Source organism: Bacillus sp. EKM202B (assembly GCF_011066025.1).
GTDB lineage: Bacteria > Bacillota > Bacilli > Bacillales > Bacillaceae_G > Bacillus_A > Bacillus_A toyonensis.
Genome location: NZ_JAAMNK010000036.1, coordinates 446 through 27,337, shown reverse-complemented (window position 1 = coordinate 27,337; position 26,892 = coordinate 446). Strand labels below are relative to the sequence as shown.

General features: G+C 37.6%; 23 protein-coding genes and 1 riboswitch. Of the genes, 10 read left to right on the top strand and 13 right to left on the bottom strand.

Going from position 1 to position 26,892, the window contains the following annotated elements; all coding sequences use genetic code 11:
- Positions 1 to 85: 85 nt before the first annotated feature.
- From G9F74_RS25880 to G9F74_RS25870, 3 genes are all read right to left on the bottom strand, one after another.
- Positions 86 to 1,807, bottom strand: coding sequence for a C40 family peptidase (locus G9F74_RS25880; RefSeq protein ID WP_016107262.1), 1,722 nt, complete (start codon positions 1,805 to 1,807; stop codon positions 86 to 88).
- Positions 1,808 to 2,018: 211 nt separating this feature from the next.
- A complete protein-coding gene (locus tag G9F74_RS25875; RefSeq protein ID WP_002060282.1) occupies positions 2,019 to 2,903 on the bottom strand; it encodes a D-amino-acid transaminase in 885 nt (294 codons plus the stop codon).
- 593 nt (positions 2,904 to 3,496) lie between these two features.
- Complete coding sequence (locus G9F74_RS25870; RefSeq protein ID WP_016107261.1) at positions 3,497 to 5,425, bottom strand: LTA synthase family protein; 1,929 nt, start codon at positions 5,423 to 5,425, stop codon at positions 3,497 to 3,499.
- A 548-nt stretch (positions 5,426 to 5,973) separates the two neighbouring features.
- Here G9F74_RS25870 and G9F74_RS25865 point away from each other — a divergent pair.
- A complete protein-coding gene (locus G9F74_RS25865) occupies positions 5,974 to 6,339 on the top strand; it encodes a YkvA family protein (RefSeq protein ID WP_000810376.1) in 366 nt (121 codons plus the stop codon).
- Between the two features lie 50 nt (positions 6,340 to 6,389).
- A complete protein-coding gene (locus G9F74_RS25860; protein ID WP_001139015.1) occupies positions 6,390 to 6,881 on the top strand; it encodes a metal-binding protein in 492 nt (163 codons plus the stop codon).
- Between the two features lie 113 nt (positions 6,882 to 6,994).
- Here G9F74_RS25860 and G9F74_RS25855 read toward each other — a convergent pair whose 3' ends face one another.
- A complete protein-coding gene (locus tag G9F74_RS25855; RefSeq protein WP_001014094.1) occupies positions 6,995 to 7,312 on the bottom strand; it encodes a magnetosome magnetite crystal formation protein family in 318 nt (105 codons plus the stop codon).
- Between the two features lie 296 nt (positions 7,313 to 7,608).
- On the opposite strand from G9F74_RS25855, the gene lldP reads away from it, so the two are divergent.
- Together lldP and thiC are read left to right on the top strand one after the other, a co-directional pair.
- Positions 7,609 to 9,267, top strand: a complete 1,659-nt coding sequence (gene lldP / locus G9F74_RS25850) for an L-lactate permease (protein WP_016107260.1) — start codon at positions 7,609 to 7,611, stop codon at positions 9,265 to 9,267.
- 70 nt (positions 9,268 to 9,337) lie between these two features.
- Positions 9,338 to 9,453, top strand: a riboswitch (TPP riboswitch).
- A gap of 113 nt (positions 9,454 to 9,566) precedes the next feature.
- The gene (gene thiC, locus G9F74_RS25845) at positions 9,567 to 11,327 is read left to right on the top strand and encodes a phosphomethylpyrimidine synthase ThiC (protein WP_016107259.1); all 1,761 of its coding nucleotides are present in this window, start codon (positions 9,567 to 9,569) and stop codon (positions 11,325 to 11,327) included.
- A 103-nt stretch (positions 11,328 to 11,430) separates the two neighbouring features.
- Here thiC and G9F74_RS25840 read toward each other — a convergent pair whose 3' ends face one another.
- The 3 genes from G9F74_RS25840 to cydA all read right to left on the bottom strand — a co-directional run bounded on the left by G9F74_RS25840 (position 11,431) and on the right by cydA (position 15,391).
- Positions 11,431 to 12,789, bottom strand: coding sequence for an arsenic transporter (locus G9F74_RS25840; protein WP_016107258.1), 1,359 nt, complete (start codon positions 12,787 to 12,789; stop codon positions 11,431 to 11,433).
- Between the two features lie 228 nt (positions 12,790 to 13,017).
- Positions 13,018 to 14,043 (bottom strand): cytochrome d ubiquinol oxidase subunit II, encoded by a 1,026-nt coding sequence (locus G9F74_RS25835; protein ID WP_000544171.1) that lies wholly within the window; start codon positions 14,041 to 14,043, stop codon positions 13,018 to 13,020.
- Positions 14,036 to 15,391 carry a cytochrome ubiquinol oxidase subunit I gene (cydA, locus tag G9F74_RS25830; protein WP_016107257.1) on the bottom strand — a complete coding sequence of 452 codons (1,356 nt, stop codon included), beginning with the start codon at positions 15,389 to 15,391 and terminating at the stop codon, positions 14,036 to 14,038. The genes G9F74_RS25835 and cydA overlap by 8 nt, the downstream gene beginning before the upstream one ends.
- Positions 15,392 to 15,642: 251 nt before the next feature.
- On the opposite strand from cydA, the gene G9F74_RS25825 reads away from it, so the two are divergent.
- Positions 15,643 to 15,792: a hypothetical protein gene (locus G9F74_RS25825; RefSeq protein ID WP_000283176.1), complete on the top strand. Its 150-nt coding sequence runs from the start codon at positions 15,643 to 15,645 to the stop codon at positions 15,790 to 15,792.
- Between the two features lie 90 nt (positions 15,793 to 15,882).
- On the top strand, positions 15,883 to 16,968 hold the full coding sequence (locus G9F74_RS25820) for a hypothetical protein (protein ID WP_001231684.1): 1,086 nt from the start codon (positions 15,883 to 15,885) through the stop codon (positions 16,966 to 16,968).
- 109 nt (positions 16,969 to 17,077) lie between these two features.
- Here G9F74_RS25820 and G9F74_RS25815 read toward each other — a convergent pair whose 3' ends face one another.
- Entirely contained in the window at positions 17,078 to 17,962 is an 885-nt protein-coding gene (locus G9F74_RS25815) for a LysR family transcriptional regulator (protein WP_016107256.1), read from the bottom strand.
- Between the two features lie 135 nt (positions 17,963 to 18,097).
- Between G9F74_RS25815 and G9F74_RS25810 the strand changes: the two genes are divergently transcribed.
- Positions 18,098 to 20,098: a YhgE/Pip domain-containing protein gene (locus G9F74_RS25810; RefSeq protein WP_016107255.1), complete on the top strand. Its 2,001-nt coding sequence runs from the start codon at positions 18,098 to 18,100 to the stop codon at positions 20,096 to 20,098.
- 40 nt (positions 20,099 to 20,138) lie between these two features.
- Here the strand turns inward: G9F74_RS25810 and G9F74_RS25805 are convergent, their stop codons facing one another.
- The 3 genes from G9F74_RS25805 to G9F74_RS25795 all read right to left on the bottom strand — a co-directional run bounded on the left by G9F74_RS25805 (position 20,139) and on the right by G9F74_RS25795 (position 23,183).
- Positions 20,139 to 20,519, bottom strand: coding sequence for a VOC family protein (locus tag G9F74_RS25805; protein WP_000609842.1), 381 nt, complete (start codon positions 20,517 to 20,519; stop codon positions 20,139 to 20,141).
- Between the two features lie 42 nt (positions 20,520 to 20,561).
- On the bottom strand, positions 20,562 to 21,719 hold the full coding sequence (locus G9F74_RS25800; protein WP_000194326.1) for an acyltransferase: 1,158 nt from the start codon (positions 21,717 to 21,719) through the stop codon (positions 20,562 to 20,564).
- Positions 21,720 to 21,965: 246 nt separating this feature from the next.
- Positions 21,966 to 23,183, bottom strand: a complete 1,218-nt coding sequence (locus G9F74_RS25795; protein ID WP_000649372.1) for a dicarboxylate/amino acid:cation symporter — start codon at positions 23,181 to 23,183, stop codon at positions 21,966 to 21,968.
- A gap of 225 nt (positions 23,184 to 23,408) precedes the next feature.
- Between G9F74_RS25795 and G9F74_RS25790 the strand changes: the two genes are divergently transcribed.
- The 3 genes from G9F74_RS25790 to G9F74_RS25780 are packed head-to-tail and all read left to right on the top strand — an operon-like array spanning position 23,409 to position 25,354.
- Positions 23,409 to 23,711 (top strand): PTS sugar transporter subunit IIB, encoded by a 303-nt coding sequence (locus G9F74_RS25790; protein ID WP_016107254.1) that lies wholly within the window; start codon positions 23,409 to 23,411, stop codon positions 23,709 to 23,711.
- Between the two features lie 14 nt (positions 23,712 to 23,725).
- Positions 23,726 to 25,027, top strand: coding sequence for a PTS cellobiose transporter subunit IIC (celB, locus tag G9F74_RS25785; RefSeq protein ID WP_000617766.1), 1,302 nt, complete (start codon positions 23,726 to 23,728; stop codon positions 25,025 to 25,027).
- Between the two features lie 9 nt (positions 25,028 to 25,036).
- Entirely contained in the window at positions 25,037 to 25,354 is a 318-nt protein-coding gene (locus G9F74_RS25780) for a PTS sugar transporter subunit IIA (protein ID WP_000379629.1), read from the top strand.
- Positions 25,355 to 25,464: 110 nt separating this feature from the next.
- Here the strand turns inward: G9F74_RS25780 and speD are convergent, their stop codons facing one another.
- Positions 25,465 to 25,836 carry an adenosylmethionine decarboxylase gene (gene speD / locus G9F74_RS25775; protein ID WP_000456812.1) on the bottom strand — a complete coding sequence of 124 codons (372 nt, stop codon included), beginning with the start codon at positions 25,834 to 25,836 and terminating at the stop codon, positions 25,465 to 25,467.
- A 27-nt stretch (positions 25,837 to 25,863) separates the two neighbouring features.
- On the bottom strand, positions 25,864 to 26,892 hold a 1,029-nt coding region (locus G9F74_RS25770; protein ID WP_165406313.1), incomplete at its 5' end, for a polyamine aminopropyltransferase.

Sequence of the window (26,892 nt, the reverse complement as noted above, 5' to 3'; positions counted from 1 at the left end):
GTGGAGAGAGAATAAAAGGGGATTACTATATTGAGTTCTTTAAAAAAGAGCCTTCTAGTAATCTAGAAGGCTCTGAAACTATAACTTAAGGTGCTTTCGTATAACCTAAGAAGTGGCTCTTCCAATAAGAGTTACTTAGTGAAGCAATTGCTACACCTTTATCTCCAGATTGGATAAATGATCCGCCCCCAAGGTAAATTCCCATATGAGAAGGACCTGCTTTATAAGTGTTTTGGAAATAAATTAAGTCGCCTGGTTGTGGACTTGAAGTTTTCGGTAAGCTGCTCCAATATCCTGCAACACTTTGACGGCTAATGTTATGACCAAATTTCTTAAATACGTGGTAGATGTAACCACTGCAGTCAACACCGTTAGCAGAAGTACCGCCCCAAACGTATGGTACACCTTGCATAGATTTCGCGTATGCAAGTAGAGAAGAAGTGTCACCGCTGTTGTTGCCTGTATTGTTGTTGTTTTGATTGTTGTTATTTTGATTATTATTGTTGTTAGGCTTATCTACTGCACCACCAACTGGTGTTTTAGATAGGAAACGTGTTCCGATATAACCATTTTGGCCATTATAGTTAATTTTACTCCATCCAGAGTTTTCAGAGATTACTTGCACCTTCTGTCCTTGTGAAAGTGCCCCTATGATTCTATAATTTGTACCTTCGCCACTACGTACATTTAGTGCAGAAGCATTAATGTAGTAGTCACCAATTGCACCTTGGTTAGGTTTTTCAGGTTGTTTTGGTTGTTCAGGAGTAGCAGTGCCACCTTTAACGAATTTTACAAACTCGCTACTCACAAAACCAGTTTTTCCTTGGTAATTAACTTTAAACCAGCTACCTTCAGATCCAACTACGTTTAATGTTGTACCATTTAACACGCCGCCAATTACACTATGGTAAGCAGCAGGGCCTGTACGAACACGTAGAGACGTTGCGTTAACAACGTAAGTACCACCAGTTTGAACAGTTACGTTATTGTTTTGATTGTTGCCTTGTGAACCGTTTTCGTTAGAACCGCCCTTTGTTACGTAGTCTTTACTTATGTAGGCAGCTTGTCCTGCATAATTGATTTTGAACCAATCTTGAACTTCGCCAACAACTTGTACTACTTGTCCTTTTGTAATAGAAGCTATAGTTGTGTGAGAAGTACTAGGACCTGTACGAACACGAAGGGAAGATACATTTACTGTATAGTTTCCGCTTGCTGGTTGTACAGTTTGTTGATTCGTATCGTTTGTAGCTCCTGTATTTGCAGAAACACCTGATACGAATTGGCCACTAACGTAACCAGTTTGTCCATTGTGGTTGATTTTCACCCAACCATTTTCTTGACCAATTACGTTTAATGTTTGTCCTTCATACACACGTCCTGAAACAGAACTAGAAGTGTTAGGAGCTGTACGTACACGTAATACATCGGCAGTAACTTTATTCTTTCCACCTGTTGTACTTACATTAGAATTACTTGCTCCCTTTTTTGATACAAATTCGCCACTGACAAAGCCAGTTTTTCCATTATGGTTAATTTTGAACCAACCATTTTCTTCGCCAATCACGTCTAATGATTGACCGTTATAAACACGAGAGATGATATCTTGAGAAGTGCTTGATCCTGCACGAACATGTAATACATCAGCATTTACCGTGTAAGATGAAGTGTTAGGTGCAGAAGCTTGTACAGTTTGTGTAGCAGTTTTTTGTGTATTTTGTTCCGGGGCAGCTTGCACACTATCAAGTGTAGGGGCTGCTCCTCCTGCTACAGACACTGCCGCAAGACCGGCAAGGTATTTTTTCATAGTTTGTCGATTCCTTTCTGTCTGTAATGTAGTGAAGAAAAATTTACCAACTATTAAAAATTCTAAAAGGCATGTCGATTACTGTCAAGACTTATGCGGGAAACTGAATGTGACAAAAAGATTACAAGAAAAAAATCAAGGCAGGAATTTCTACCTTGATTTTGATTTAAATACATATATTAACATTATAAGGAGTGATAATTATTCGTATTTAAGAAGATGGAGTGTTCGATTTTAAAAGGCTTTGAGAAAATGATTTTTGTATTGTTTTTGTAATGGGGCCAACTTGACCATCTTGAATCGCAGCTCCATCAAGGTGAGTCATCGGTAAGATTTCAATCGTCGTGCCTGTAAAGAAACATTCATCGGCTTGGTAAACGTCACGAATGCTAAAAAGTTCTTCTTGTACAGGAATGTGAAGAGTATTAGCTAAAGAAAGGACATACTGACGAATAATTCCGTTTAAAATAAGATGATTGGCTGGATGTGTGTAGAGTGTTCCATTTTTAATTAAAAAGAAGTTGGAACGGCTACCTTCAGTTACAATACCATTTCGTACGAGAAGGGCTTCTTTACAACCTTTGCGTTCAGCTTTCGTAGCAGCTAATACATTTGGTAGTAAATTTAATGATTTAATATCACAGCGAAGCCAGCGAGTATCTGGTTCTGATATAGCACGTACACCATATTCAATCCATAAAGCCGGTCTTTCCTTCTTTGTGATATAGGCATAGATTGTCGGGGGAATGTCATATGAGAATGCATGAGTACGAGCTTGTACACCGCGAGATACTTGCAAATAAATGGTTCCATCTTCGTAGAAATTATTACTTTCAATGAGTTTGTAAAGCAAGGTGATGAGCTCTGCTTTTGAGAAAGGGAGCGATAATTCTATTTCTTCCAGGGAGCGATATAGTCTTGTTATGTGCGGATCTAATAAGTGAAAGTTTCCGTTGTAGAGCCGCATTACCTCGTAGACACCATCTCCAAATTGCAAGCCTCTTTCTTCTAGTTCTATGTATGTTTTTTGTTTTGTTGTATCAATAACTGCATCATTCCAAAGTACAAATCTTTCATATGCCAATTTCCATCCCATCCTTTCGTAAGTACTGAAGTAAGGTGAAACTTTGATTAATCGAGCTTATACGGTTAGTAGACTGCCCGTATGATTTTTGAATCCGACCGAATTTTGAAGTGGGATTCCTATTGCTGGTTAACGCGGCATAAAATCGCTATAGTAATTTTTATGTAAGCAATACTCTACATATGACGTATATGTATTTGTAAATAATAGGGAAGTAATAGAGATTTATAGCATTTTGTATATACAAATTCGAAAATAAGAAATAAGAATCCTGCCTATAAATAAAAAAAAGCAACATTCATATGGAATGCTGCAAAAGGAGGGTAGCTATCTTTCATAGGGATATCATCTTATTGAAGGTTTTGTACGTGAGAACAAAACACTTTAAAAGACAATTAAAAGAAAGTAGAAAACAAACGGTTCGCATATTTCTTTAAGGGATCTTATTGAAGATGAGAGATAAGAAATATGTAGAACCTTGTTTGCATATTTTATTATAGGGATGTTTCGTTAATGTGGTGTGAATATTTGGTAAAGGTTATGTAATTTTAAAGTTAATGAATAGGAAAGGAAGGATAGCGGAAAATAAAAAAAAGAGGCTGAGATTACTCAGCGCTCTTCTTTTCTTCTTTAATAGCTGTTTTTACTTCACCAGTTTTAATCTTGTTACTTTCAGAGAAGCGAAGTAAGTCACCTTCAATGAGTTTGTCTGACATGTTCAATTCATTTTGGGCACGATCAATGAGTGGTTGAGATTCTTCTTTCGGTAATTGTACAACTTCGCCAGTAGCACGGTCGTAGAATGTACTGTTCGTGTACATGTACTTATCTGTAACGAAGCTACCGTCACGAAGAACAACGAATCCTTTATTATCAGGTGAGAATACGTCATGACCGAATCGAACGTCATCCGTAGAATCTACACCAAGTAGGTTTAGAATAGTTGGTTTAATGTCAATTTCACCAGTTGGTTTTGAAATTGTTTTACCTTCTTTTTGACCTGGAACGTGAATAAACATCGGTGTTTTTTGTAAGTTCATATGGTCAAATGCAGTAATTTCTTCTTTTCCTAAGAACTGTGCCATTGCACGATTATGGTTTTCAGAAATACCATAATGGTCACCGTAGAATACAATTACAGAGTTGTCATAAATACCTTCTGCTTTTAGACGCTCAATAAAGTGTTTCATTGCTTCGTCTAAATAACGAGCAGTTACCATGTAACGATCGAATACACCATCACCAGAATTGTATTCATCGATTAATTTCGTACTGTCATCATAATAGAATGGGTAATGGTTTGTTAAAGTAAGGAAGCGAGTATAGAATGGTTGCTTCACTTCTTTTAACATATCGATAGACTGATCAAAGTATTCGATATCTTTTAATCCCCAGTTTAATTTTGTCTCTGGCGTAATCTTGTAGTCAAGCTCGTTGTAGTAACGATCATAACCAAGTGCCGGATACATAATGTTACGGTTCCAGAATGTTGCGTTGTTTGCGTGGAATACCGATGTGTGGTACCCTTGCTGACGTAAAATTTCTGGAGTTGCTGTGTATTCGTTGTTACCGTGTGTGAAGAATACAGCACCACGGTCTAGTGGATATAAAGAAGTATCTACTAAGAATTCAGCATCAGATGTTTTACCTTGCCCAGTTTGATGGAAGAAGTTATCAAAGTAATAACTTTCTTTCGTAAATTGGTTTAAGAATGGTGTAACTTCTTGTCCGTTAACTGTTGCGCCAATTAAGAATGTTTGTAATGACTCAAGAGAGACAACAATTACGTTTTTTCCTTTTGCAGTACCGAACATATTTGGATCTGGTTTACTTTGTGTTGTTTTCACATAGTTTTCTGTTTCTTGTAATTTACTACCGTCTGCAAATGCCTTTTGTGAACTTGACTTCGCTTGTAAGCCAAGATCGTATGCTTGGTGTACATATAATCCTAAGTTTTTAACAAGCATAACGCGGTCGAATGAACGTGTTAATAGTTCTGGACGTTCAGCTTCTGCAAACCCTAGGTTTACGAAGAAAATAGCAACTGTTGACACGAAGTATAGAGAACGCATCGGACGTGCTACACGCTCTGTCGGTGCAAAGTTTTTCTTCTTCTTTAATAAGATGAAGAATACGATAATATCCGCAAATGCAAGGATAATTTTGTAGTTAAATAATTCTTTTACACTAGAACCTAAGCTTCCAAAGTTAGAAGTTTGCCCTAGTACTGGTAAAGTAACGAAGTCATTGTAGAATCCGTAGAACATTACGTTACCAACAAGAATGAACGTTAAAACAAAATTAATTCCAAGTGCTATATAGTTACGTTTTTTTCCTTTTGCAAATAATGCAAGTCCCACAAACAGTAATGATGCTGCTAATGGACTAATGAATAAAATGAATTCTTGCATGAAAGATTCAAGTTTTAAATCAAAGCTTGTGCGTGTAATAATGTAGGTTTTCAGCCATACGGCTAAAGCTACGAATAAAGTGAAACGCACATTTTGAAATTGTGATTTCAAGGTTTCTTTCATTCATTTCCACCCTTTCTCTATCAGGCTTGGTCGATTTTGGAGCGAAAAATGTTAAAATAAAAAATACATAGTTTCTTTTGCCATAATTAGAGCTTCTATATTCACCCATATACGACTTTAACTATGCATACCCTTTTTTGGTTTCTTTTGCTGCTCATAAGTATAACGTCATTTCTGTATTATACAACAAAATTCATTTCTGAGAAACACTATAACATTTTACATTTTTTGTATGTGTTTTGTCACTACCAGAGAAAACTTTATCATTCGTTTATATGTCCGTCAACTAGAAAATATAACAAAGATAGAGAAGAATGTTAAGTGAAAGTGAAAATTTTCATGGTTGAGAAATAAGAAATGGAGATATGTAATGGTTTGTCTAGAAAACTATTATATGAAGGAAAGGGTATAAAAATTAACGAACACTTGTTCTTTTTAGTTTTGTTTGTTAAAATAAAAATTTATTGATAGATTATGTGTAATTTTGATGAACTTTTACTGGTAATATATTGTAGCTTATTTCTTTTGAAAAATAGGGGGGCTTTTACATGAAACAAAAATTTTCAGTTGAAGCGTTTTGGAAAAAAGTAAAACATGTTGCAAAGCAAGCTGGACAGTCAGTCATTTATGCAAGTTTATTACTGTTTTACGTTTTGCAAAGACCTGATGTTCCAAAGCGGGTGAAAATTATTGTAATTGGAGCACTTGCTTATTTTATTGCACCGATTGATGCCATCCCAGATTTCATTGCTGGAGTTGGTTATACGGACGATTTAGGGGCATTAACGGCCGCACTAATACAGGCGTCATTATATGTCAATGAAGATGTGAAAGATAAGGCACGAGTGAAGTTGGCAGAATGGTTTGGTTCGGATATAGACACATCATTTATCGATCAAAAATTAGATCAATAGGTGAGAACTGTCATAGAGTGACAGGGCGAACGTAAGCGAGGAAGTGCATTATGCCATCAGGAAAAACGCATACGAAAATAAACTTAATATCCCTTCCGGTTGTTTTGTTTCTGCTCTTTTCGTATGGATTAACAAATTTTGATTTTTTATTAACTTTTGCAATTGGCTTTTTAGTAGGTACTTCATTTTTAACACCTGATTTAGATACGTACAGTAATGCGTATAATAAATGGGGATTCCTGCGTATATTTTGGTATCCGTATAAGAAAGTAATGCCACATCGTTCCTTTCTTACACATACGATTATACTTGGTGATGTAATTCGTATTGCATACATGTTAATCGTATTTTCTCCGTTTTTATTTCTATTAAATGTAATAGCACTGGACGGGAACTTAATAGAAATTGCGAAAAAACATGAGGTGGAAATTAAAACGTTCCTAATGGGAATTGTTGTGGCGAGCACGCTTCACATTATAGCGGATAAAACGAATACGCGCCGAAAGAAAATGATGAGAAAAAAGAAGAAACGAAGAAGATAAAGTGAAACTTTAATCCGTAGGGGCATCCCCCGCTAATTATTAGCTCACACTAATCGGGAAAAGGACACTTGCAAATTGCAAGTGTCCTTTTTTAAACAAACGTTTGTTTAAAATTAAGCTTTCAGCACTTTAATTCCTTTTACAATGTTCCAGATGAAGTAGTATAAGCTGATGATTCCGCAAATAGCTAAGACAATCATTGCTCCAATTCCAAGTGTTACATCTGGTTGGTCCGATCCGATGCCCATAATTCCTAAAATGGCTACGCCGATAAATGTAGCGATACTTGGAATAATATGTGTCCATAGAGCACGTTTTGCATGTGGCTTTGTTTCAGCATCCCCCACAATCCAAACGATGATTGGGAATAAGATAGGGGCAAATAGTACACTAAAGTATGATAAAGCAGCTAGTATTTTGTTTCCATTCATATATATCACCTCATAAATAATGTCCGTTGTTATACTATTATTATGCAGTAATTTTTACAAGCTTACTATCGATGAACATTACAAGAACGTGACGATTTTGTAAGATTTTTTCTTTAAATAATAAAATTTTCAAAAAAATCTTTTTTTATGGAAAATGCTGTGATAAAGTATAAATGGGATTAGATGAAAACGTTTTCTTGAACGTTTTTTATTTTTAGACTTAAAGGTATGATGACCTGATAGTCTATTGATGAGGTTATTCTATTTAAAAGGGGATTCTTTAGGGGGAGAGAACAATGAACACATGGACACAAGTTTATGATCCGTTCGGTAACATTTGGATTTCGGCAGCAGTCGCACTTATTCCAATCATCTTTTTTTTCTTAGCTTTAGCAGTTTTCCGCATGAAGGGGTATGTGGCAGGGTTTATTACAGTTGTACTTACAATTTTAGTAGCGTTATTCGCTTATAAAATGCCGTTTACGATGGCGATGGCAGCAACCGGATACGGTTTTTTATACGGACTATGGCCAATTGCTTGGATAATCATTATGTCGGTATTTTTGTATAAAATTTCCGTAAAAACAGGTCAATTCGATGTCATTCGTGCATCTGTATTATCTATTACAAACGATCACCGTTTACTCGTTATTCTAATTGGTTTTTCATTCGGAGCATTTTTAGAAGGGGCTGCGGGATTCGGTGCACCAGTAGCAATCACGGCAGCGCTTCTAGCAGGTCTCGGATTAAATCCTTTATATGCGGCTGGTCTTTGTTTAATCGCAAATACTGCACCGGTAGCATTCGGAGCGATGGGAATTCCGATTACAGTTGCTGGACAAGTAACGGGTATTGATCCACATAAAATCGGACAAATGGCTGGACATCAGTTACCGTTTCTATCATTATTTGTTCCGTTCTTCATCGTATTTTTAATGGATGGGTTTAAAGGGGTAAAACAAACGTGGCCTGCGTTACTTGTAGCAGGTAGTTCATTTGCAAGTACACAGTTTATTACAGCAACGTTTCTAGGGCCAGAGCTTCCGGATATTACGTCAGCACTTGTAAGTTTAGTGAGTTTAGCGCTGTTCTTAAAAGTTTGGCAACCGAAAGAAATCTATCAATCTAAACAAGCAAATAGTGAAGTAGCGGCAACAACGACGACATCTATGCCAAAACTCACAATAGGAAAAGTAGTGAAAGCATGGTCTCCGTTCATTATTTTAACGGTTATGGTAGTTGTTTGGAGCCAAAGCTTCTTTAAATCTTTATTTGCTCCAGGAGGCGCTTTAGAAAGTCTTGTATTTAAGTTTGAAGTTCCAGGCTTACACAATTTAGTAATGAAAGCAGAGCCGATAGTAAATAAACCAACGCCTTATGAAGCAATTTTGAAATTAGATGTTTTATCAGCGACTGGAACGGCAATTTTAATTGCTTGTATTATTTCTATCTTTATTTTGAAAATGAGTGCAAAAGATGCAGTAGCGACATTTAAAGAAACGTTAAACGAACTTAAGATGCCAATTCTATCTATCGGATTCGTATTAGGATTCGCATTTATCGCAAACTATTCTGGTCTATCTTCTACATTAGCGCTAGCGCTAGCAGGAACTGGCGGACTATTCCCGTTCTTCTCACCATTCCTAGGTTGGATTGGTGTATTCTTAACAGGATCCGATACGTCAGCGAACGCACTGTTCTCGAATTTACAAGCAATTACGGCGCAGCAAGTTGGCGTATCTGAAGTACTTCTCGTTGCGGCAAATACAACAGGTGGTGTAACAGGTAAGATGATTTCTCCGCAATCGATTGCAATTGCTTGTGCGGCAGTTGGACTTGCCGGAAAAGAGTCGGATTTGTTCCGTTTTACAGTTAAGCATAGTTTGTTCTTCGTTATTATTGTTGGGATTATGACGTATGTTCAGGCTTATTATTTAACTTGGATGATTCCGTAAGCGGAAAATAAATAACCTTTGCATTTTTCAGATTATCGTGTATGATGGGAAAGTATTGAAAATTAAATCAGTGATAAACTAGGGGTGCCTAACGTATGCGTAGGCTGAGAGAGAAGCGTGTGAACTTCTTAACCCTTTGGACCTGATCTGGCTCGTACCAGCGTAGGGAAGTTAACGGCTTTACATAATGATGTCTTTTATGAGCCAGGTCCTTATTTTTTTATGGACCTGGCTCTTTTTGTTTTGGCATACGCTGGCCATATCTCGTCCTTGTCACGTACAGGGGGGCAACAAAGGTTATGAAACAATCTGTTTCAGCTGAGCAAATTGAATTGAAATCGAGTTTACCAGGAAGTAAGAAAGTGTATGTAGATGGACCACGGGAAGGTATGAAAGTACCGATGCGTGAGATTGCACAAAGCGATACGAATGGTGTCCAAAATCCGCCCATCCGTGTGTATGATACGAGTGGACCTTATACAGATCCTGAGTATAAAGTGGAACTGGAAAAGGGGTTGCAGGCGCCGCGTCACTCTTGGATCCTAGGGCGTGGTGATGTAGAGGCATACGAAGGGCGTGAAGTAAAGCCAGAGGATGACGGTGTGAAAGTGGCTTCGAAACATACACCTATTTTCCCGCAAATGGATCGTAAGCCGCTTAGAGCGAAGGAAGGTGCAAATGTTACGCAAATGCACTATGCGCGTAATGGCATTATTACGTCTGAGATGGAGTATGTTGCGATTCGTGAAGGAGTGGAGCCTGAGTTTGTTCGTAAGGAAATCGCAGAAGGTCGTGCGATTTTACCAGCGAATATTAACCATCCGGAAGCAGAACCGATGATTATCGGACGTAACTTTCATGTGAAGGTAAATGCAAATATCGGAAACTCTGCTGTATCTTCTTCTATTGCAGAAGAAGTAGAGAAGATGACATGGGCAACGCGCTGGGGTGCAGATACGATTATGGATTTATCTACAGGTAAAAATATTCATACGACGCGCGAATGGATTATTCGTAATGCTCCTGTACCTGTCGGAACTGTGCCCATTTATCAAGCACTTGAGAAAGTAAACGGAATTGCAGAAGATTTAACGTGGGAAGTGTACCGTGATACGTTAATTGAGCAAGCGGAGCAAGGCGTTGATTACTTTACGATTCACGCTGGTGTATTACTTCGTTACATTCCAATTACTGCAAAACGTACGACAGGTATCGTTTCACGCGGTGGTTCGATTATGGCACAGTGGTGTTTATTCCATCATAAAGAAAACTTCCTATATACTCATTTTGAAGAGATTTGTGAAATTATGAAGCAGTACGATGTTTCATTCTCGCTTGGAGATGGATTACGTCCAGGTTCGATTGCAGATGCAAATGACGAAGCGCAGTTCTCGGAGCTTGAAACGCTTGGTGAATTGACGAAAATCGCTTGGAAACATGATGTGCAAGTTATGATTGAAGGACCTGGACATGTACCGATGCACTTAATTAAAGAAAATATGGAGAAAGAACTTGATATTTGTCAGGGCGCGCCATTTTATACACTTGGGCCGCTAACGACAGATATTGCACCAGGATATGACCATATTACATCCGCAATTGGAGCAGCAATGATCGGCTGGTTTGGAACGGCGATGCTTTGTTATGTAACGCCGAAAGAACATTTAGGTTTACCAAATAAAGATGATGTTCGAGAAGGGGTTATAACGTATAAAATTGCAGCACATGCGGCTGATCTTGCGAAAGGGCATAAAACGGCTCATCAGCGTGATGACGCACTTTCAAAAGCACGTTTCGAATTTCGTTGGCGCGATCAATTTAATTTGTCTTTAGATCCTGAACGTGCGATGGAGTATCACGATGAAACGTTACCAGCAGAAGGAGCGAAAACAGCTCATTTTTGTTCAATGTGTGGACCGAAGTTTTGTAGTATGAGAATTTCACATGATATTCGTGAATATGCGAAAGAAAATGACTTAGAAACGACAGAAGCAATTGAAAAAGGAATGAAAGAGAAGGCGAAAGAATTTAAAGATACTGGTAGTCATTTATACCAATAACACGTTACACCTCTTTACTTGATTGATCACACTGTAGTACCTAACTTAATTATAGAAAAAGCCCCCTTTGCTAAGACGGTAGCAAAGGGGGCTTCTGTTTTCTTTATAAGGCAAAGAAGAGGTGTACCCAGTAGTATAAGAGGAATAATGTGACGACTGTTGTGAGAGGAATAACGATGAGAGATACGCTTAAATAATCTTTCCATTTTACTTTAATTTTGTTTTGTTTCAGAATATACATCCAGATGAGGGAAGCTAGTGTACCGATTGGTAATAATAGTGAACCGATGTCACTACCAATAATGTTTGCGAGGTAGATTGTTTTTAATGTGACTGGATCTAGCCCCATTTCTGTTAATGTGATTGTACCAATCATAAGGGCAGGGTGGTTATTGAAGACGTTAGAGAGGATGGATACAAGTCCGCCCATTGCAAAGCTAGCATAGAGTAAATGCTGACTTACAAGTGGCTCGAGCCATTGCACAAGTGCGGCTGTTAATCCTGCGTTGTGAAGCCCGTAAATAATGACGTACATAGAGAAGGCGAAGATTAAAATGTGCCACGGTGTCTTTTTCAAAATATCGACAGGGTTTGTTCGTAAGTAGTACCATCTCCAGATAAGAAGAACGAGGGAACCGAGCACCGCAACGATTTCGATTGGGATAGATAAGAAGGATGCAACGAACAGAAGACAGCGCATAAGGAAGACGAAACCTAATACTTTTAACATGAATTTTGTACGTTTTTGTTTCGTATCAACAGAATTGTTTCCTTTTAACGGATGGAAGTTTTTCGTGAAGAAAATTTCTTCAATATCATATGAAGAAACCGGTAATTTCTCTGGTAATTTTTTCTTTAAAACAGTGTACATGAGCCATGACATAAACAATAATCCTAATGTTGCAGGTACAAACATCATAGCAGTATGCATATAAAGAGTCATATTAACGATATTTAATGCGATTAAGTTTACGATATTACTTACACCGATTGGTGCACTAGAAGCAGTGGCGATTAAAGCACCGCTTAATAAATAAGGAATTTGTTGATGAGGCTTTAATTGAAGATTTTTCAGAAGAAGGATTAAAATTGGGGTTGTAATCAAAATACTACCGTCATTATTAAATAAAAGAGTCATAAGAAAGCATAGTAATTGAATGTACCAGTATAGGCGGCGTCCAGAACCTTTCGCTAAATTTGCGAGTTTTGCTGCAGCCCAATGGAAGAAGCCGAAGCTTTCTAATATAACTGCCATAACGATGGTCGCCAATATCGTTATGGCAGCGCCTCCGATTTTACTTATAATGTCCATGACATCTGGCTTTGATACAAGTCCAGTAATGAGGATAATACCAGCGCCAATTGCTGCTGGCCATGCCTCATTTAAGCCACGAGGTCGCCAAAAAATAACAACCATCGTTAAGAAGAATACAATAATAGTAATCCATATCTCAATGCTCATAGTTAGCCTACCTTTCTATTTTCCCTTGAACGGATGTAGCTTGTCTCAAGTTTATATAGCAGTATATTCACAAAAAAATGATAGGAACTAGGCATTTAATTGAATCTAGTGAATATGTGTATTTGATGATAGGAGGCAAATGTAGATAGTAGTGAAATAACTATCGAGAGAGGGGCCTAATACTTAGGGACATTATATATGATAATGCCCCATTTCCAGCTTATATGTTTATTTTTCCTTTAAAAAAGTTCGATCCTTCAAGAATAAATTCCAGAAGAAAATGAATCCGGGTAGTAAAATTGCAATCCCGATTGCGTAGAGGATAAGTAGCGCATAGAATGTTTCGACCGTCGTAAAGCTTGTAAATACAGTTACGTCCGGGTAAATGATATACGGTAAATGAGCGACGCCGTAAGCGTAGCTTGCAAATGCATATTGAGCGACGACAGCTAAAACTGCAATGCGAGGAAATCCTAGTGTGCTATATTTCTTATTTGTCCACCAAAGGGAGGAATAGCCGATAACAAATAAAATGATAGAGACTGTAAACCATGGGAATTGCTTTATTAATCCTTGCATTAGCCAGTGTGTTTGTGGGTCCATTACAACGAGAGCTATAATTGCCGTAACGAGCGTTGCAGGACCAAGTATGATGGCATTTCTTCTATAAATTCTATATGCATCTTCTGAACCTTGCTCTCTCGCAAAATCAGCGAGAAAGAGAGAAGATAGAAACAGTTCCGAAGTTAGTCCGAATAGCATATAACAATAAATAACAGGACTAGAAAGAAGTTTTCCGTAAAGGAGTACTTCTTTTCCTTCAGCCATTGTAATGTAGGCACCCTCTGTAACAGGTAAAACGGTAATTAATAGGGCTGGAATTAAGAGCCCTGTAATACCTGAAATAATCCGAAGAAGATGTTGGTACTTCGGCAGAGAGTAAGCAAATACCATAAATGTACTACGAATTGCAACGAGTACTAGAATTAGCATGACTGGTACGAACATAACGGTTGCAAGGGTAAAGGCTGCTTTCGGAAAGAAACCAAGGAAAGCGACAACGACAAAGACAAGAAACGTATTTGTTACTTCCCAAGTTGGTGATAAGTATCGATTGGCAAGCTTGGCAGCAAGTGTTGGATGTTTTGCATATACCATGCCCCAAAAACCCGCTCCAAAATCAATGGACCCTAATATACTGTATACGAAAATAAGAGCCCATAAGATGATGATTGCAATGCTTTCCTCATGCACGAGAATCGCCTCCTTGGTGATGTAAATCATTCTTTAGCGGATGTCTCTTAAAGAATGTCCGTAGTACAAAGACTGTTAAAATACCGAGTCCGATATATAAAATAATGAATAGAATAAATAAAGGACCGACGAAATCAGCGCGTGTAGAAGCATCGACTGTACGCTGCATACCATAAATTGTCCACGGCTGACGACCGCTACAGCTGAAAATCCATCCGAATTCAATACCGAGCATCATAACTGGTCCACATGCGGCAGCTCCCCAAAGAAGCCACTTCGGTAACTCGGCTCCTTTTTTTCGGTAAACGAAGTACCAATATAAGAGAGCGATTGCTGCAACTGCAAAGGTGAAGGCAGCGGTGCCCACCATTAAGTTGAACAGCGTATGTGTGTAAAATGGTGGCCATGTTTCTTGTGGGAATTCCTTTAAACCCTTTACGACGGTGCTAGGGTCTAGTCCCACTAATAGGCTAAGCATGTTCGGAATTTCCAGTGCATAGTTTAGTTCAAGTGTGTTAGGATCCACAACCCCGCCAATTGATAAAGGAGCATGTGATGTCGTTTCAAATAAAGCTTCAGCAGATGCAAGTTTTTCAGGTGAATGCTTATGTAAGGCGATTGCTGATTCGTGCCCCGAGAGCCACATCGTAGCACCTGTAATAAATGTCACGGCGAGTCCTAGCAGTAGTCCCTTTTTATGATAAGCCACTTCACGCTCACTTACATTCTTCTTTAATAATTTAAATCCAGCGATAGAGGCAATGACGGCTGCTCCAGTCGCATAGGCTGTAATAACGACGTGGAATGCGCTTGTGCCAAAGCTCGGATTAAAGAAAGCTTTCCACGGATCAACGTTAAAAACCGATCCATCTGGCCCCATGGAAAAGCCTGCGGGTGTATTCATCCATGTATTTGCTGATGTAATAAGCACGGCGGATGCCGTGGCGCCGATCATGACGAAAAAGAGTGAGATTAATCTCATGAATGGAGGTAATTTATCAGCTGCATATACATAAATAGACATGAATAAAGCTTCTAAAAAGAAGGCGAAAATCTCAATTTGAAAGGGAACAGAAATAACTTGCCCAACAATTTTGGCGAAACCAGGCCAAAGAAGTGAGATTTGTACACCAACAATTGTTCCTGTTGGAATTGCTACACCGAGAAGAATAGCAAAAGCCTTTGTCCATCTTTTTGCCATAATGGCATAGTCGGAATCTTTCTTCCAGTGATAGAGTATCTCACTTATAAAAATCATCAAAGATAGCCCGACTCCAAGTGTTGCAAAGATAATGTGGAATGCTAATGAAGAACCAAAAAACGCTCTTGCTAATGTTACGGTATCCATATATATACTCCTCTTCTTTTTTGCCATTATTTTCTGATTGAATTGGAAGATTTATTCAATAAACTGCCAAAAATATATATGTATTTAAAAAGTGAATATGGTAATATGGTGTTTGAATATTATAAATAGAAAGAAATTAACGTTTAATAATATTTTGTTTGTTTTTTATCTAGGAATATTTTATAATCTTTTATGCGAACATAAGTTCTGTTTCGGTTGGAGAAGTTTATGTGAAATGGAGAGGGTGTTTTATGTATCCTGAAGTCATTAAAAAGATGGCGTTTTCAAAAGAGCATAGAGATTTATTATTGAAGTTGTATAATAAAGAAATTACACGTCGTGAATATGACCGACTTGTGGAATCACTATATAGACCTTCTAAAGAGGTTTGTGAGGGGTAGAAATGCGGGAGACAATCTAATAGATTGTCTTTTTTAATTTACGTATGTTCTGGTAAAATTAAGGTTAGCCTTATTAGGGAGGTGAAAAGATTGCGGAAACGTTTATATATAGGGATTGGAGTTATTCTCTTAATCGCCTTAGGTGGAATTGTATTTTGGTCAGCCTTACAAGGAAACCGTACGGAACATTTTATTTTAAGACATATGGTGAATGAAAATGGGACACTTGCCACCTACCGTTTAGAAGATACAAAGGCAGGTACTGGGGAAGCGAAAGGCCGTGAAGCTTTATCAGAATCGGCAGGGCTATGGCTACAATATACATTGGATAAAGATGATCAAGCGTTATTTGATGAACAAGTAAAGGTCGTTCAAAATAACTTTGTACATAAGGATCGTATCGTTTTATGGAAAGTCTCTGAAAAGGGAGAAATGCAGTCAGCTACAAATGCACTTATAGATGATCTTCGTATTATAGAACAATTATATCGTGCTTATGAAATGTATAAGGAAGATCGTTATAAAAATCTTGCAGATCAATTGAGTGATGCTGTACTTCGTTACAATAAGAAAGATAATTATTACGTTGATTATTATGACGCGGATGCAGGGAAGCAAAGTGGTTTTGCAACAACATCATACATAAATCCGCATGCATTCTCGTACATGAAAAAGTATGGAAAAGTTTCTGCTGAGCAGTATCAAGAAGTGGTTCAATTTCTAGCGAATTATCCAAGGCATGGCTGGGCATTCCCGAAAGAGTATAAGGAAGATGGTACATTTACGTACGATAAAGAAGTGAATCTTATTGACCAATCATACGTTGCATATCATCGTAGTCTAGGTGGTCTTTCATCAGATGCTTATTTGGAATTCATAAAGAAGAAGTTCCAGAAGGACGGAAAGTTATACGGCCGTTATAATTTAGAAACGGGAAAACAAACTGTGGATTATGAATCACCAGCTGCTTACGGATTAACGATTTTGTACGTACTACAAACAGGTGATACAAAGTTTGCGACGGAATTGTATGAACATATGGCCACATTCCGAAATGATAATGTATTTAGTAGATATTACGGTGGGTACGTAACAGGCGAAAATAATAATACGCATATTTTTGATAATGTACTACCACTTTTAGCTGAAATGGAATTAGAGAAGAGTAAGAAATAGAAGGTGCCATCCTATGGGGGTGGCACCTTCTATTTGTGTCGTTATTTGTTGATAAATCAATATTTCTTGGCGAAACGTCGATATATTTGAAGTTATGATCGATATAATTTTATGACCTAATATTGGAGAAGTAGTCAATCACGAATTCACGGAATTGCTGGGCAGTTTTTGATAGATAGCGTTTCTTCGACCAACTTAAGCCGATGGTTCGCTCGCAATTCGGTTCAATAATACGTAATTTATTTAATGCTAAAGTAGAGTTTTTTAATAAAGTTAAACTTGGGACAAAAGCGATGCCGAGACCTTGCTTAATAAGGTCGCTAATCACGGTTGGTTCATCTACTTCAAAAGCGATATGTGGAGTGAAGCCAGCTTCTTTACAAAATTCATCTGTTAAGTGTCGAAATCCATAACCAGTGTTCATACTAATAAACGGTTCGTCCTTTACTTCATGAAGATAGATACTTTCACGTCCTGATAAACGGTGGCCTGAAGGGACGACTAAGAAAATTTCTTCTGTAATAAGTGGTTCCCAAACCATTTCCTCGCCTTCAATTGGCACAGAAGAAATGCAAAAGTCAATTTCTATATTATCTAGTTGTCGTTTCATAGAAGGAGTAGATGCGAGAAACTGTTGGAATCTAACATTAGGATGTTCTAGTAAAAAAGAACCGAGTAGTTCTGGTAATATTCTTGGAATAGAAACGGCCAGCGTAATAGAGCTTTGTTGTAAGTTAGCTAAATCTTTAATTTCTCGTTCGCCTTCACTTAATTCATGAAAAATGCGCTCTACTCGTTTTAAGAATACTTTCCCGAAAGAGTTTAATGTAATTTGTCGACCTTGGCGATCAAATAACGGAACGCCTAAGTCTTTTTCTAGTCTAGCAATTGTTTTACTGAGTGAAGGCTGCGCGATATGCAATTCTTCAGCTGCTTTTGTCATATGTTCTAGTCGTGCGACTGTTTGAAAGTATTTTAATTGGAGCAGTTCCATTTTGACTCTCCTTTCTATAGACCAAAGGGAATGAATTGATAATTAAAGATGTATTATACAGTATGAAAATGGACGTGTATAGTAAATCTGTTAAACCATTCTAATGGTGTTAAATTAGGAGAAGGAGCATGTTTCATGAAGGGTATTAAACTTATATTTAAAGATTGGAAAGCGATGTGGCACCATAAACATGGACGTATCGCTTTAATTTTTTTATTAATCGTTCCTTTAATTTATTCGGGATTCTTTTTAGCTGGATATTGGGATCCATACGGACGATTAGATAAATTACCTGTTGCAGTTGTGAATTTAGATAAAGGTGCTGCAATGGATGAAAAAACAATTCATGCAGGAGACGACTTTGTTAAAAATTTAAAAGAGAATAAGGAACTGGCTTTTCATTTCGTATCAGAAAAAAATGCTGATGAAGGGTTAAAAGAAGATAAGTATTATATGGTTGTTACGATTCCGGAAGATTTCTCTAAAAAAGTAAGTACACTTATGGATGAGAAACCAGAACCGGCACAATTGCAGTACAAAGTAAATCCAGGTAAAAACTTTGTAGCAGCTCAAATTGGAACGACAGCTGTTGAAAATATGAAAACAAAAATCTCAAACAGTATTACGAAATCTTATACAGAAGGTGTCTTTTCAAAGTTTCAAGATTTGGCACAAGGATTGAGTGATGCAAGTAATGGGGCTGAGAAGTTACATGAAGGAACGACCGATGCAAAAAATGGAGCAAATCGGCTTGCGGATGGTATTGATCGTTTAAGTGACGGGACATCGAAATTGAAAGAAGGAAGTGACAAGCTTGCATCCAGTCAATCTGCTTTAACCGGGGGAGCAAATGAGCTAAGTCAAGGAGCGACATCACTTCATAGTGGTTTGGAATTACTAGCGCAAGGTGAAGGAACTTTACAATCAGGAGTTAGTGAATTAAGTGCTGGTACAAATGAATGGGTGAACGGAAGCGAGAAACTTGCTGAGGGACAAGTGAAAGCGGATGATGCGGCAAGTAGTGTGAAGAAGCAATTAGAGGAGTACATGAAAAGTCATCCAGAAGCACAGCAAGATCCTGCTTTTCAAAAAATCGTTGCTACTTCTAATGGGTTAGCTAAAGCAACAAATACTTTAAATAATGGCCAACAACAATTGACACAAGGCGCGAAGAAGCTTGCTGACGGTCAGCTTAAAGTTGAAGAAGGCATGAATACACTCGGAGTTAAGTTAAATGAAGCTACTGCTGGAACGAAAAAGATAGCAGATGGTGCGGCAAATCTAGCTGATGGATTTACGAAGTGGGGCAATGGATTTACATCATTACAAGAAGGTGTAAATCAGCTTGCGAGTGGTGGAACAGAGCTGAATAATGGTGCTGGCAAGTTAGTGAATGGCCTTGTTAAACTTGACGACGGTGCGAAAGAACTTGCTACGAAATTAGGAGAGGGCGCAGAGAAGATAGCGGATGTTCGCAATGATGATGCACGCAATACGATGTTCTCGGAGCCAGTTCAATTAGTGAAGTCAACAGTTTCTGACGTACCTAACTACGGTTCAGGTATTGCACCATATTTCTTATCACTTGCATTTTATGTCGGCGGAATTATGGCATCAAATATTTTACCGCTTGGCCGTAGACAAAATATGAAGGTAAGTGGAACGGTACACTTTATTAATAAACTAGGATTAGTATATTTAATTGGGCTCATTCAAGCGCTACTTGTAGATGTTGTTGTGCTAGGAGCCATGAAATTAGAAGTTGCAAGTGTACCGCTCTTTGTTTTATCAAGTATTGTTATTTCCTTTACGTTCATGACGTTTATTCTTATGTTAGTAACGGTATTTGGTCTTGTTGGGAAATTCGCGGCAGTAACACTTCTCGTCTTGCAATTAGCGACGAGTGGGGGGACTTTCCCAGGAGAATTAAACGTAGCTGTTCTTAGCAAAATCGGACAGTTTCTTCCAATGTCACATTCTCTTAGAGGATTACAAGATGTTATTTCTTTAGGGGATTGGTCGCAATTACGAATGCAAATTTTAATATTGTTATGTTACCTCGTTGTTGCTGGTGGAATTGCTTGGATTACGAGTCATATACAGCATAGAGAAACGAATACAGAACAAGTTTCTTAAAATGAAAGAAGCTATCCGATTTTTTCGGATAGCTTCTTTTTTATTTTCGTTCCATTACCGCAAAGTAATTATTTTCATTATCAGCAAAATTAAATGCTTTACCAGTAGGTAAATTTACAACTTGTCCAACTGTGACATTTTTCTCAGAAAGGTCTTTATATAGACGGTCTAAGTTATTTGAGAAGAACATAAGTGAAGGTGTATTAAGATTTAGTTCAGGTTGCATCTTCGCGATTAACGCTTTATCGTGAAGGACGATGCTTGTTCCTGCTTCTTTCGCCGGTGCAATTTCAATCCAGCGGAATCCTTTTCCGTTATTTTCTTCCGCAATAATTTGGAATCCTACTGTCTCAGTCCAAAATTGTACGGCTTCATCTTGATTATTTACATATAACATAATTTGTCCAATTTGATTAATCATAGGTGTATCCTACTTTCTTTTCTTGTATGGAATTCTATTATATCAAAGATATGGTTTGCATACTTTTTCGTGATTTTTCCGAAGTATGATCTTCGCCCACTTTATATTTGTTGTAGGAGAAGGTCCTGTAATCCACGTATGAAGTGGTAGTGTACTGCAAATGGCCATTGCTGAAATCGAGATTGTAGCCGTTATTGTAAATAATAATAGGCTATATAATATTGTGTTTTCTTGCAGTGTGAATAAAGAAAGGAATTTTGTACATAGTTGCAAGAAGAAAAAGTGAGCTAAATAAGCACCATACGTGTAATTTCCGATAAATCGTAAAGCTTTATATAAGAAACCGCGTCGCTGTACGATTGTAATAGATAGCACGTACAGTATCATAATTTCACAAACGATATATAAAAACATAGACGGTTTTAAATAAGTAGAAACGGTTAAATGAATAGAGTTTGCTCCGTAAAAACTAAATAACTCATAATTGATGAATAAAAATAAGATGAAAAATAATATTGTGATAAGCGGGATATGTTTCATGACAAATATACGCCAAGTTTTTAATGATACAGCAGCGATTCCGCCCATAACGAAATAGAACGAGTAGAAGAAGAAGGAACGATCTGTATAATGTAAAATGGTTGAACTAGTCAATTTCTCTCCATTAAAAATGTAGTGAGAGGAGTACCACATTAAAAGGAAATATAGACAAGCAAAGATGGTCATATATTTATATATGTCTTTTTTATTTTCTGTTCGTTTTTGAAACCAATAAAATAGTGTGCATAGTAAAGGGAATAATAAATGAATTTGGAACATCATAATAACGTACCAAAGATGCGGTGCGGCTGTTCCGAGTAGTAAACTTTTTATCCCGCCTTGTAATGTCATAATATCGTTTGTTGTTAATAAGTAAAGAATAGACCAAAAGAAATAAGGAATGAGTAAGTGTGTAGCTTTTTCAGAAATATATTCTTTGTATACTAATTGCTTTGTATAGTGACGAATTAGGTGAAACCCAACGATAAATATGAATGCAGGTGCTGAAAACTTTGCGAGATTAAATAGCATACCCATAATGAGGGACTGTTCAAGTAAGACATTTCCTTGATTCATTGTATATAATAAGGAACTTTGCAAAACGACAGCAAGAAATGCAATGCTTTGCAAAACTTTAAATTCCGGTGCGCTTTGTGTCATTGTTTCCATCTCCTTCTCCATACATGATTATAGTACGGAGTAAGGATGAGAGGTGTGGAATATTTGTGAAGATTTTAACAAATTTGTGGCAAGGGGAGATATCAACGATTTTTCGAATATATCTATCATAACTTCAAATATATCAACGATTTTTTCAATATATCGACGTTTCGACAAGGGATATCGACTTATCAACAAATAACGACAAAAAGAGGATGCTCGTTTAGAGCATCCTCTTTTTATTTATTAAGCAAATTTATTTTTGATCCAGTTTTTACCTTCTACAAGGCGAGCTGTCATTACGGCACAAGCATTATCTGCGGTTACGTTTAACATCGTTGCAGGAGGATCAATAATTGTACTAATTGCTGCGATAATTGGCAGTGCTTCTGGCGGGAATCCATATAGAGAAACGATTAACATTTCCCCAATCATACCTCCGCCTGGAATAGCACCCATTACTGTTCCTACTAATAGAGAAACGACAAGTGCGATTGCTAATGTTTTTGGTCCTTCAAATTCCATGTTGAAAATACCGAATAAGAAAGCAATCTTTAATACCCCGCCTAAAACAGAGCCGTCTTTATGAAGTGTAGATCCAAGAAGGACAACTGTTTCACGAACGTCTGAAGAAATACCCATTTTTTTCGTTGCTTCTAAGTTCGCTGGAATACTTGCGGCACTGCTACAAGTTGCAAGAGATGTAACTGTAGGAGAGACCATATTCTTCCAAAATATTTGAACACCTTGTTTGCGACCTGCAAGGTATGCATAGAAAGTGAAGAATACAAAGAAATAAATTAGAGATGCTGGATAGTATACCATTGCTGCTCGGAAGTAAGTTCCAAGAAGTTGTGGTCCGAATTCGCCAACTAATGCTGCGAAGTAAGCAGCAAGTCCGATTGGAGCGTAGTACATAATGAAAGATACGACTTTCATTGAAATCTCTGCACCAGCTTGTAGGAATGTAGCGAATGGTTTACCTTTTTCACCAACTGCTGAAGTTGCAACCCCCATTAAGATAGAGAAGAAAATAAGAGCTAACATATTTTCACGAGATAGTAACTTCGAGAAGTCAGATACTGTTAAGATACCGACGATTTGATCCGCAACACTCACTGCTTTTTCAGCTTTGTCAGGTTGTGTTAGTTCTAATACAACGCCTTGTGCTGGCGGGAATACTTTCACGACAATAATCATAAAAATAGCAGCTAAAATACTTGTAAATAAGAAAGTTCCAGCCATACTAGACATAATTTTACCGAAACGTTTTAATCCATCCATATTAGCAATAGATGACGCGATGCTAAAGAATACTAAAGGTACAACAATCGTAAACATTAAGTTTAAGAAAATGTCACCAAGTGGCTTTAAAGCAACTGCATCGGCACCCATGAAATAACCAATGAAACCACCAATTAGGATAGAAGATAATAAAATAAGTGGAAAGCGATATGCCTTCATAAATATACCCTCCTATCAATTATAAAAAAATCATACTGAACTATTATAGCGAGTTAGAGTCCTCTTTACTAGAAGAATACCGATAGATGGAATAGCGTGAAAACCGAGAAATTTTTGTTTTTAAGCTCGGCATACAGTTAGAAATCTAGACATATATATTTGTAACCTAGTGGTAGCAAGGGATGTACCATAACTTAGGTTTAGAAAAAAGGGGAGGGATGCGGGATGAATATTTTGCTTTGCTGTGCGGCGGGAATGTCTTCCAGTTTGATTGTTACAAAAATGGAGAAAGCAGCACAGGCAAAAGGGATAGAGGTAAAGATTTGGGCTGTATCAGGTTCTGAAGTGAATAGTCACATCGATGAAGCAGATGTACTTTTACTTGGACCGCAAGTACGTTATTTATTACCGAAAATGAAAGAACTATGTAAGGGGAAAGGGATACATGTTGATGTCATTCAATCCGTCCATTACGGACTTTGTAATGGGGAGGCTATCTTGCAAGCAGCTTTGTCAATGAAACCATGAGGAGAGTGGGATAGATGATACGGTTTTTAGAAAAATATGTAATGCCAATAGCAGGAAAGGTAGCAGAGCAGAGGCATTTGCAAGCTATACGTGATGGAATTATTTTAACGATGCCTTTCTTAATTATTGGATCATTTTTTCTTATTATTAGTGCATTACCAATACCAGGTTATAATGATTTTATGGCAGGGTTGTTTGGTGAGAGTTGGCAGAAAGCTTTGGGGTATCCAGTTAGTGCAACTTTTAATATAATGGCTTTAATAGCTGTTTTTGGAATCGCTTACAGACTTGGAGAGTATTATAAAGTAGATGCTTTAGCATCCGGGGCATTGTCGCTTGTGACATTTTTACTTGCGACTCCATTTCAAGTTGCATATATTATACCAAGCACGAAGGAAAGTGTGATTGTAGATGGAGCAATCCCAGCGGCGTTAATGGGAAGCCAAGGTTTATTTGTAGCGATGATTATTGCAATTATATCTACTGAAATATACCGATTTATTGTACAGAAAAAAATGATTATAAAGATGCCTGAGACAGTTCCACCTGCAGTAACACGTTCATTTGCTGCTCTTATTCCAGGATTTATTGTTGTGACAGTTGTTTGGATCATTAGATTGATTTTTGAACATACAACTTTCGGAAGTATTCATAATGTTGTAGGGAAGCTGCTGCAAGAGCCACTTAGTGTACTTGGTGCTAGTCTTTGGGGCGCAGTAATTGCAGTTATTATTGTCCATGTTCTTTGGGCGTGCGGAATTCATGGTGCTGCAATTGTTGGTGGTGTAATGAGCCCGATTTGGTTATCGTTAATGGATCAAAATCGCGTAGCGTTTCAGGCTAGTCAAGATGTACCGAATACAATTACGGCACAGTTCTTTGACTTGTGGATTTACATGGGTGGTTCTGGTGCAACACTTGCTTTAGTTGTAGGAATGTTATTGTTTGCACGAAGTCAGCAATTAAAAAGTATTGGTCGATTGTCCATTGCACCTGGTATTTTTAATATTAATGAAATGGTGACGTTCGGCATGCCGATTGTAATGAATCCACTTTTACTTATTCCATTTATATTAGTTCCAGTTGTATTAACGCTTGTTTCTTACTTTGCGATGGAATGGGGATTAGTTGCTCGTCCGAGCGGAGCGGCTGTACCTTGGACGACACCTATTCTTTTTAGTGGATATTTAGGATCGGGTGGGAAAATTTCAGGTGTTATTTTGCAACTTGTTAACTTTGCACTAGCATTCTTTATTTATTTACCGTTCTTAAAAATATGGGATAAACAAAAATTAGCTGAAGAAAAGGGGGAGTAAAGAACTAAAATGGATACGATAGAGACGAAAGCTTTTCATCTAATCTTGCATGGGGGAAATGCAAGAAGTTGTTCAATGGAAGCAATTGATTGCGCGAAGCGTGGGGCGTTTACAGAAGCGGAAGCTAAATTACAAGAGGCACTAGAAGAATTAAAAGAGGCACATCGTGTACAAACGGAGCTTATACAAAAAGAGGCTGGTGGGGAAAAGACAGAGGTTACCTTACTGATGGTGCACGCACAAGATCATTTAATGAATGCGATTACAGTAAAGGAATTAGCGAGTGAATTTGTAGAGTTATATAGGAAGATGTCAGTGAATGAATGAACCTTGCGTATGCAAGGTTTTTTTATGTATTTGCCCGCACCATCAGTGGGGTGTTCATCCCACTGATGGTAGTTGCAATCCTCCTTTTTACGGATGAGTAAGAGAAATAGTTAATCGATAGTAACAATTTCTCCTATACCACGAATCAATTTTTTTATTTGTATCTGCTCCGGTTTTAATATATTTACGATATAATCAATCGCCATTTGTGGTTCAACAGTTGTACCGCATGTATAGCAATCAATTGCTGCAAAGTTTTTTTCTGGATAAGTGTGAATAGAAAGATGGCTTTCTGATAGTAACACTAATACTGTAACGCCATAAGGATGGAATTCTTTTGTACTTACATTTAAAACATGTGCGCCAGAATGGTCGGCAGCGACAACTAAATGGCGTTCTAAAAAGTGAATATCATCTAAGAGGGAAAAATCCACTCCCCACAAATCTACTATTATATGCTTACCGAAAGTAGAATATTCCATAGGTTAGCACTCCTTACTATAATATCGTCAAAACTCCATTTCCTTTTTGTAACATTGATGTAGGATAAGATTGGATTCTGAGTTTAGAAGAGCGAGATTACGGTGATCTAAATGTTCTTCTTTAAATTGAAATAAAGGAAAAAGAAGAGAAGGTAATGTTCGAGGAGTTGGTACTACGTATAATTGCTCAATTTGATCGAGTACATAGGCAGAATTAGCTGCAATATGAAATCCCCAGTCAGTTCCGAAAGAAGGAACAATTATATGATAGCTTTTTACAATTAAGCCGGCATTTTCAATTGTATTACCGATACTCCAATATACAAGAGGTGCATCAGCAGGTGAATTAGATTGGCAGACGAAAGCACCATCTTCTGTTAAGAATGTAGCTATACGAGCAAAAAGTTCGCTTGTATATAAAGTACTTAATAACTCTGTCGCTGGATCAGGGAAATCAATGATGATTACATCGTATAAAGAGGAAGGAGAATTCAAAAACTCTTTTGCATCGCATACGTGTGCATTCACACGATTATCAAAAAATGCGCTTTTGTTCAAAGCAACTAATTCAGGAACGTTACGCGCCATATTAATCATTGCCTCGTCTAGGTCAACAAGGTCTACATGTAATACTGTTTCATATTTCAATACCTCTCGTAAGGCAAGACCATCGCCACCGCCTAATATGAGAACACGTTTTGGATCAATTACCTTTGACATAATCGGATGCACAAGTGCTTCATGATAAATTTGCTCATCAACGGAACTAAATTGTAGTTGTTTGTCCAAATAGAGGCGAACATCGCTGACTTGTACTAAATTAATATTTTGATAATCACTTTTTTCTTCAAATAAATTTGTGTGTTCCCCAGCTTGTATTTCTTTTAGAGAAATTTCATCCCATATATCTAAGCTGTGCGAGTTTGTTTCTATTATAGGTTCTAATTGTGTTTGCTTATTGTGTTCGTCCTGTTTATCTTGTTCGTCCTGTTTATCTTGTTCGTCCTGTTTATCTTGTTCGTCCTGTTTATCTTGTTCGTCCTGTTTATCTTGTTC

Coding starts and splice junctions, on each gene's coding strand:
- G9F74_RS25870 (WP_016107261.1), bottom strand. CDS start 5,425: ATGAAAGAAACCTTGAAATCACAATTTCAAAATGTGCGTTTCACTTTA.
- lldP (WP_016107260.1), top strand. CDS start 7,609: ATGAACACATGGACACAAGTTTATGATCCGTTCGGTAACATTTGGATT.
- cydA (WP_016107257.1), bottom strand. CDS start 15,391: ATGGATACCGTAACATTAGCAAGAGCGTTTTTTGGTTCTTCATTAGCA.
- G9F74_RS25840 (WP_016107258.1), bottom strand. CDS start 12,789: ATGAGCATTGAGATATGGATTACTATTATTGTATTCTTCTTAACGATG.
- G9F74_RS25780 (WP_000379629.1), top strand. CDS start 25,037: ATGGATACGATAGAGACGAAAGCTTTTCATCTAATCTTGCATGGGGGA.
- G9F74_RS25855 (WP_001014094.1), bottom strand. CDS start 7,312: ATGAATGGAAACAAAATACTAGCTGCTTTATCATACTTTAGTGTACTA.
- G9F74_RS25790 (WP_016107254.1), top strand. CDS start 23,409: ATGAATATTTTGCTTTGCTGTGCGGCGGGAATGTCTTCCAGTTTGATT.
- G9F74_RS25860 (WP_001139015.1), top strand. CDS start 6,390: ATGCCATCAGGAAAAACGCATACGAAAATAAACTTAATATCCCTTCCG.
- G9F74_RS25865 (WP_000810376.1), top strand. CDS start 5,974: ATGAAACAAAAATTTTCAGTTGAAGCGTTTTGGAAAAAAGTAAAACAT.
- G9F74_RS25825 (WP_000283176.1), top strand. CDS start 15,643: ATGTATCCTGAAGTCATTAAAAAGATGGCGTTTTCAAAAGAGCATAGA.
- G9F74_RS25875 (WP_002060282.1), bottom strand. CDS start 2,903: ATGGGATGGAAATTGGCATATGAAAGATTTGTACTTTGGAATGATGCA.
- G9F74_RS25815 (WP_016107256.1), bottom strand. CDS start 17,962: ATGGAACTGCTCCAATTAAAATACTTTCAAACAGTCGCACGACTAGAA.
- thiC (WP_016107259.1), top strand. CDS start 9,567: ATGAAACAATCTGTTTCAGCTGAGCAAATTGAATTGAAATCGAGTTTA.
- G9F74_RS25800 (WP_000194326.1), bottom strand. CDS start 21,719: ATGACACAAAGCGCACCGGAATTTAAAGTTTTGCAAAGCATTGCATTT.
- G9F74_RS25880 (WP_016107262.1), bottom strand. CDS start 1,807: ATGAAAAAATACCTTGCCGGTCTTGCGGCAGTGTCTGTAGCAGGAGGA.
- G9F74_RS25795 (WP_000649372.1), bottom strand. CDS start 23,183: ATGAAGGCATATCGCTTTCCACTTATTTTATTATCTTCTATCCTAATT.
- celB (WP_000617766.1), top strand. CDS start 23,726: ATGATACGGTTTTTAGAAAAATATGTAATGCCAATAGCAGGAAAGGTA.
- speD (WP_000456812.1), bottom strand. CDS start 25,836: ATGGAATATTCTACTTTCGGTAAGCATATAATAGTAGATTTGTGGGGA.
- G9F74_RS25805 (WP_000609842.1), bottom strand. CDS start 20,519: ATGATTAATCAAATTGGACAAATTATGTTATATGTAAATAATCAAGAT.
- G9F74_RS25810 (WP_016107255.1), top strand. CDS start 18,098: ATGAAGGGTATTAAACTTATATTTAAAGATTGGAAAGCGATGTGGCAC.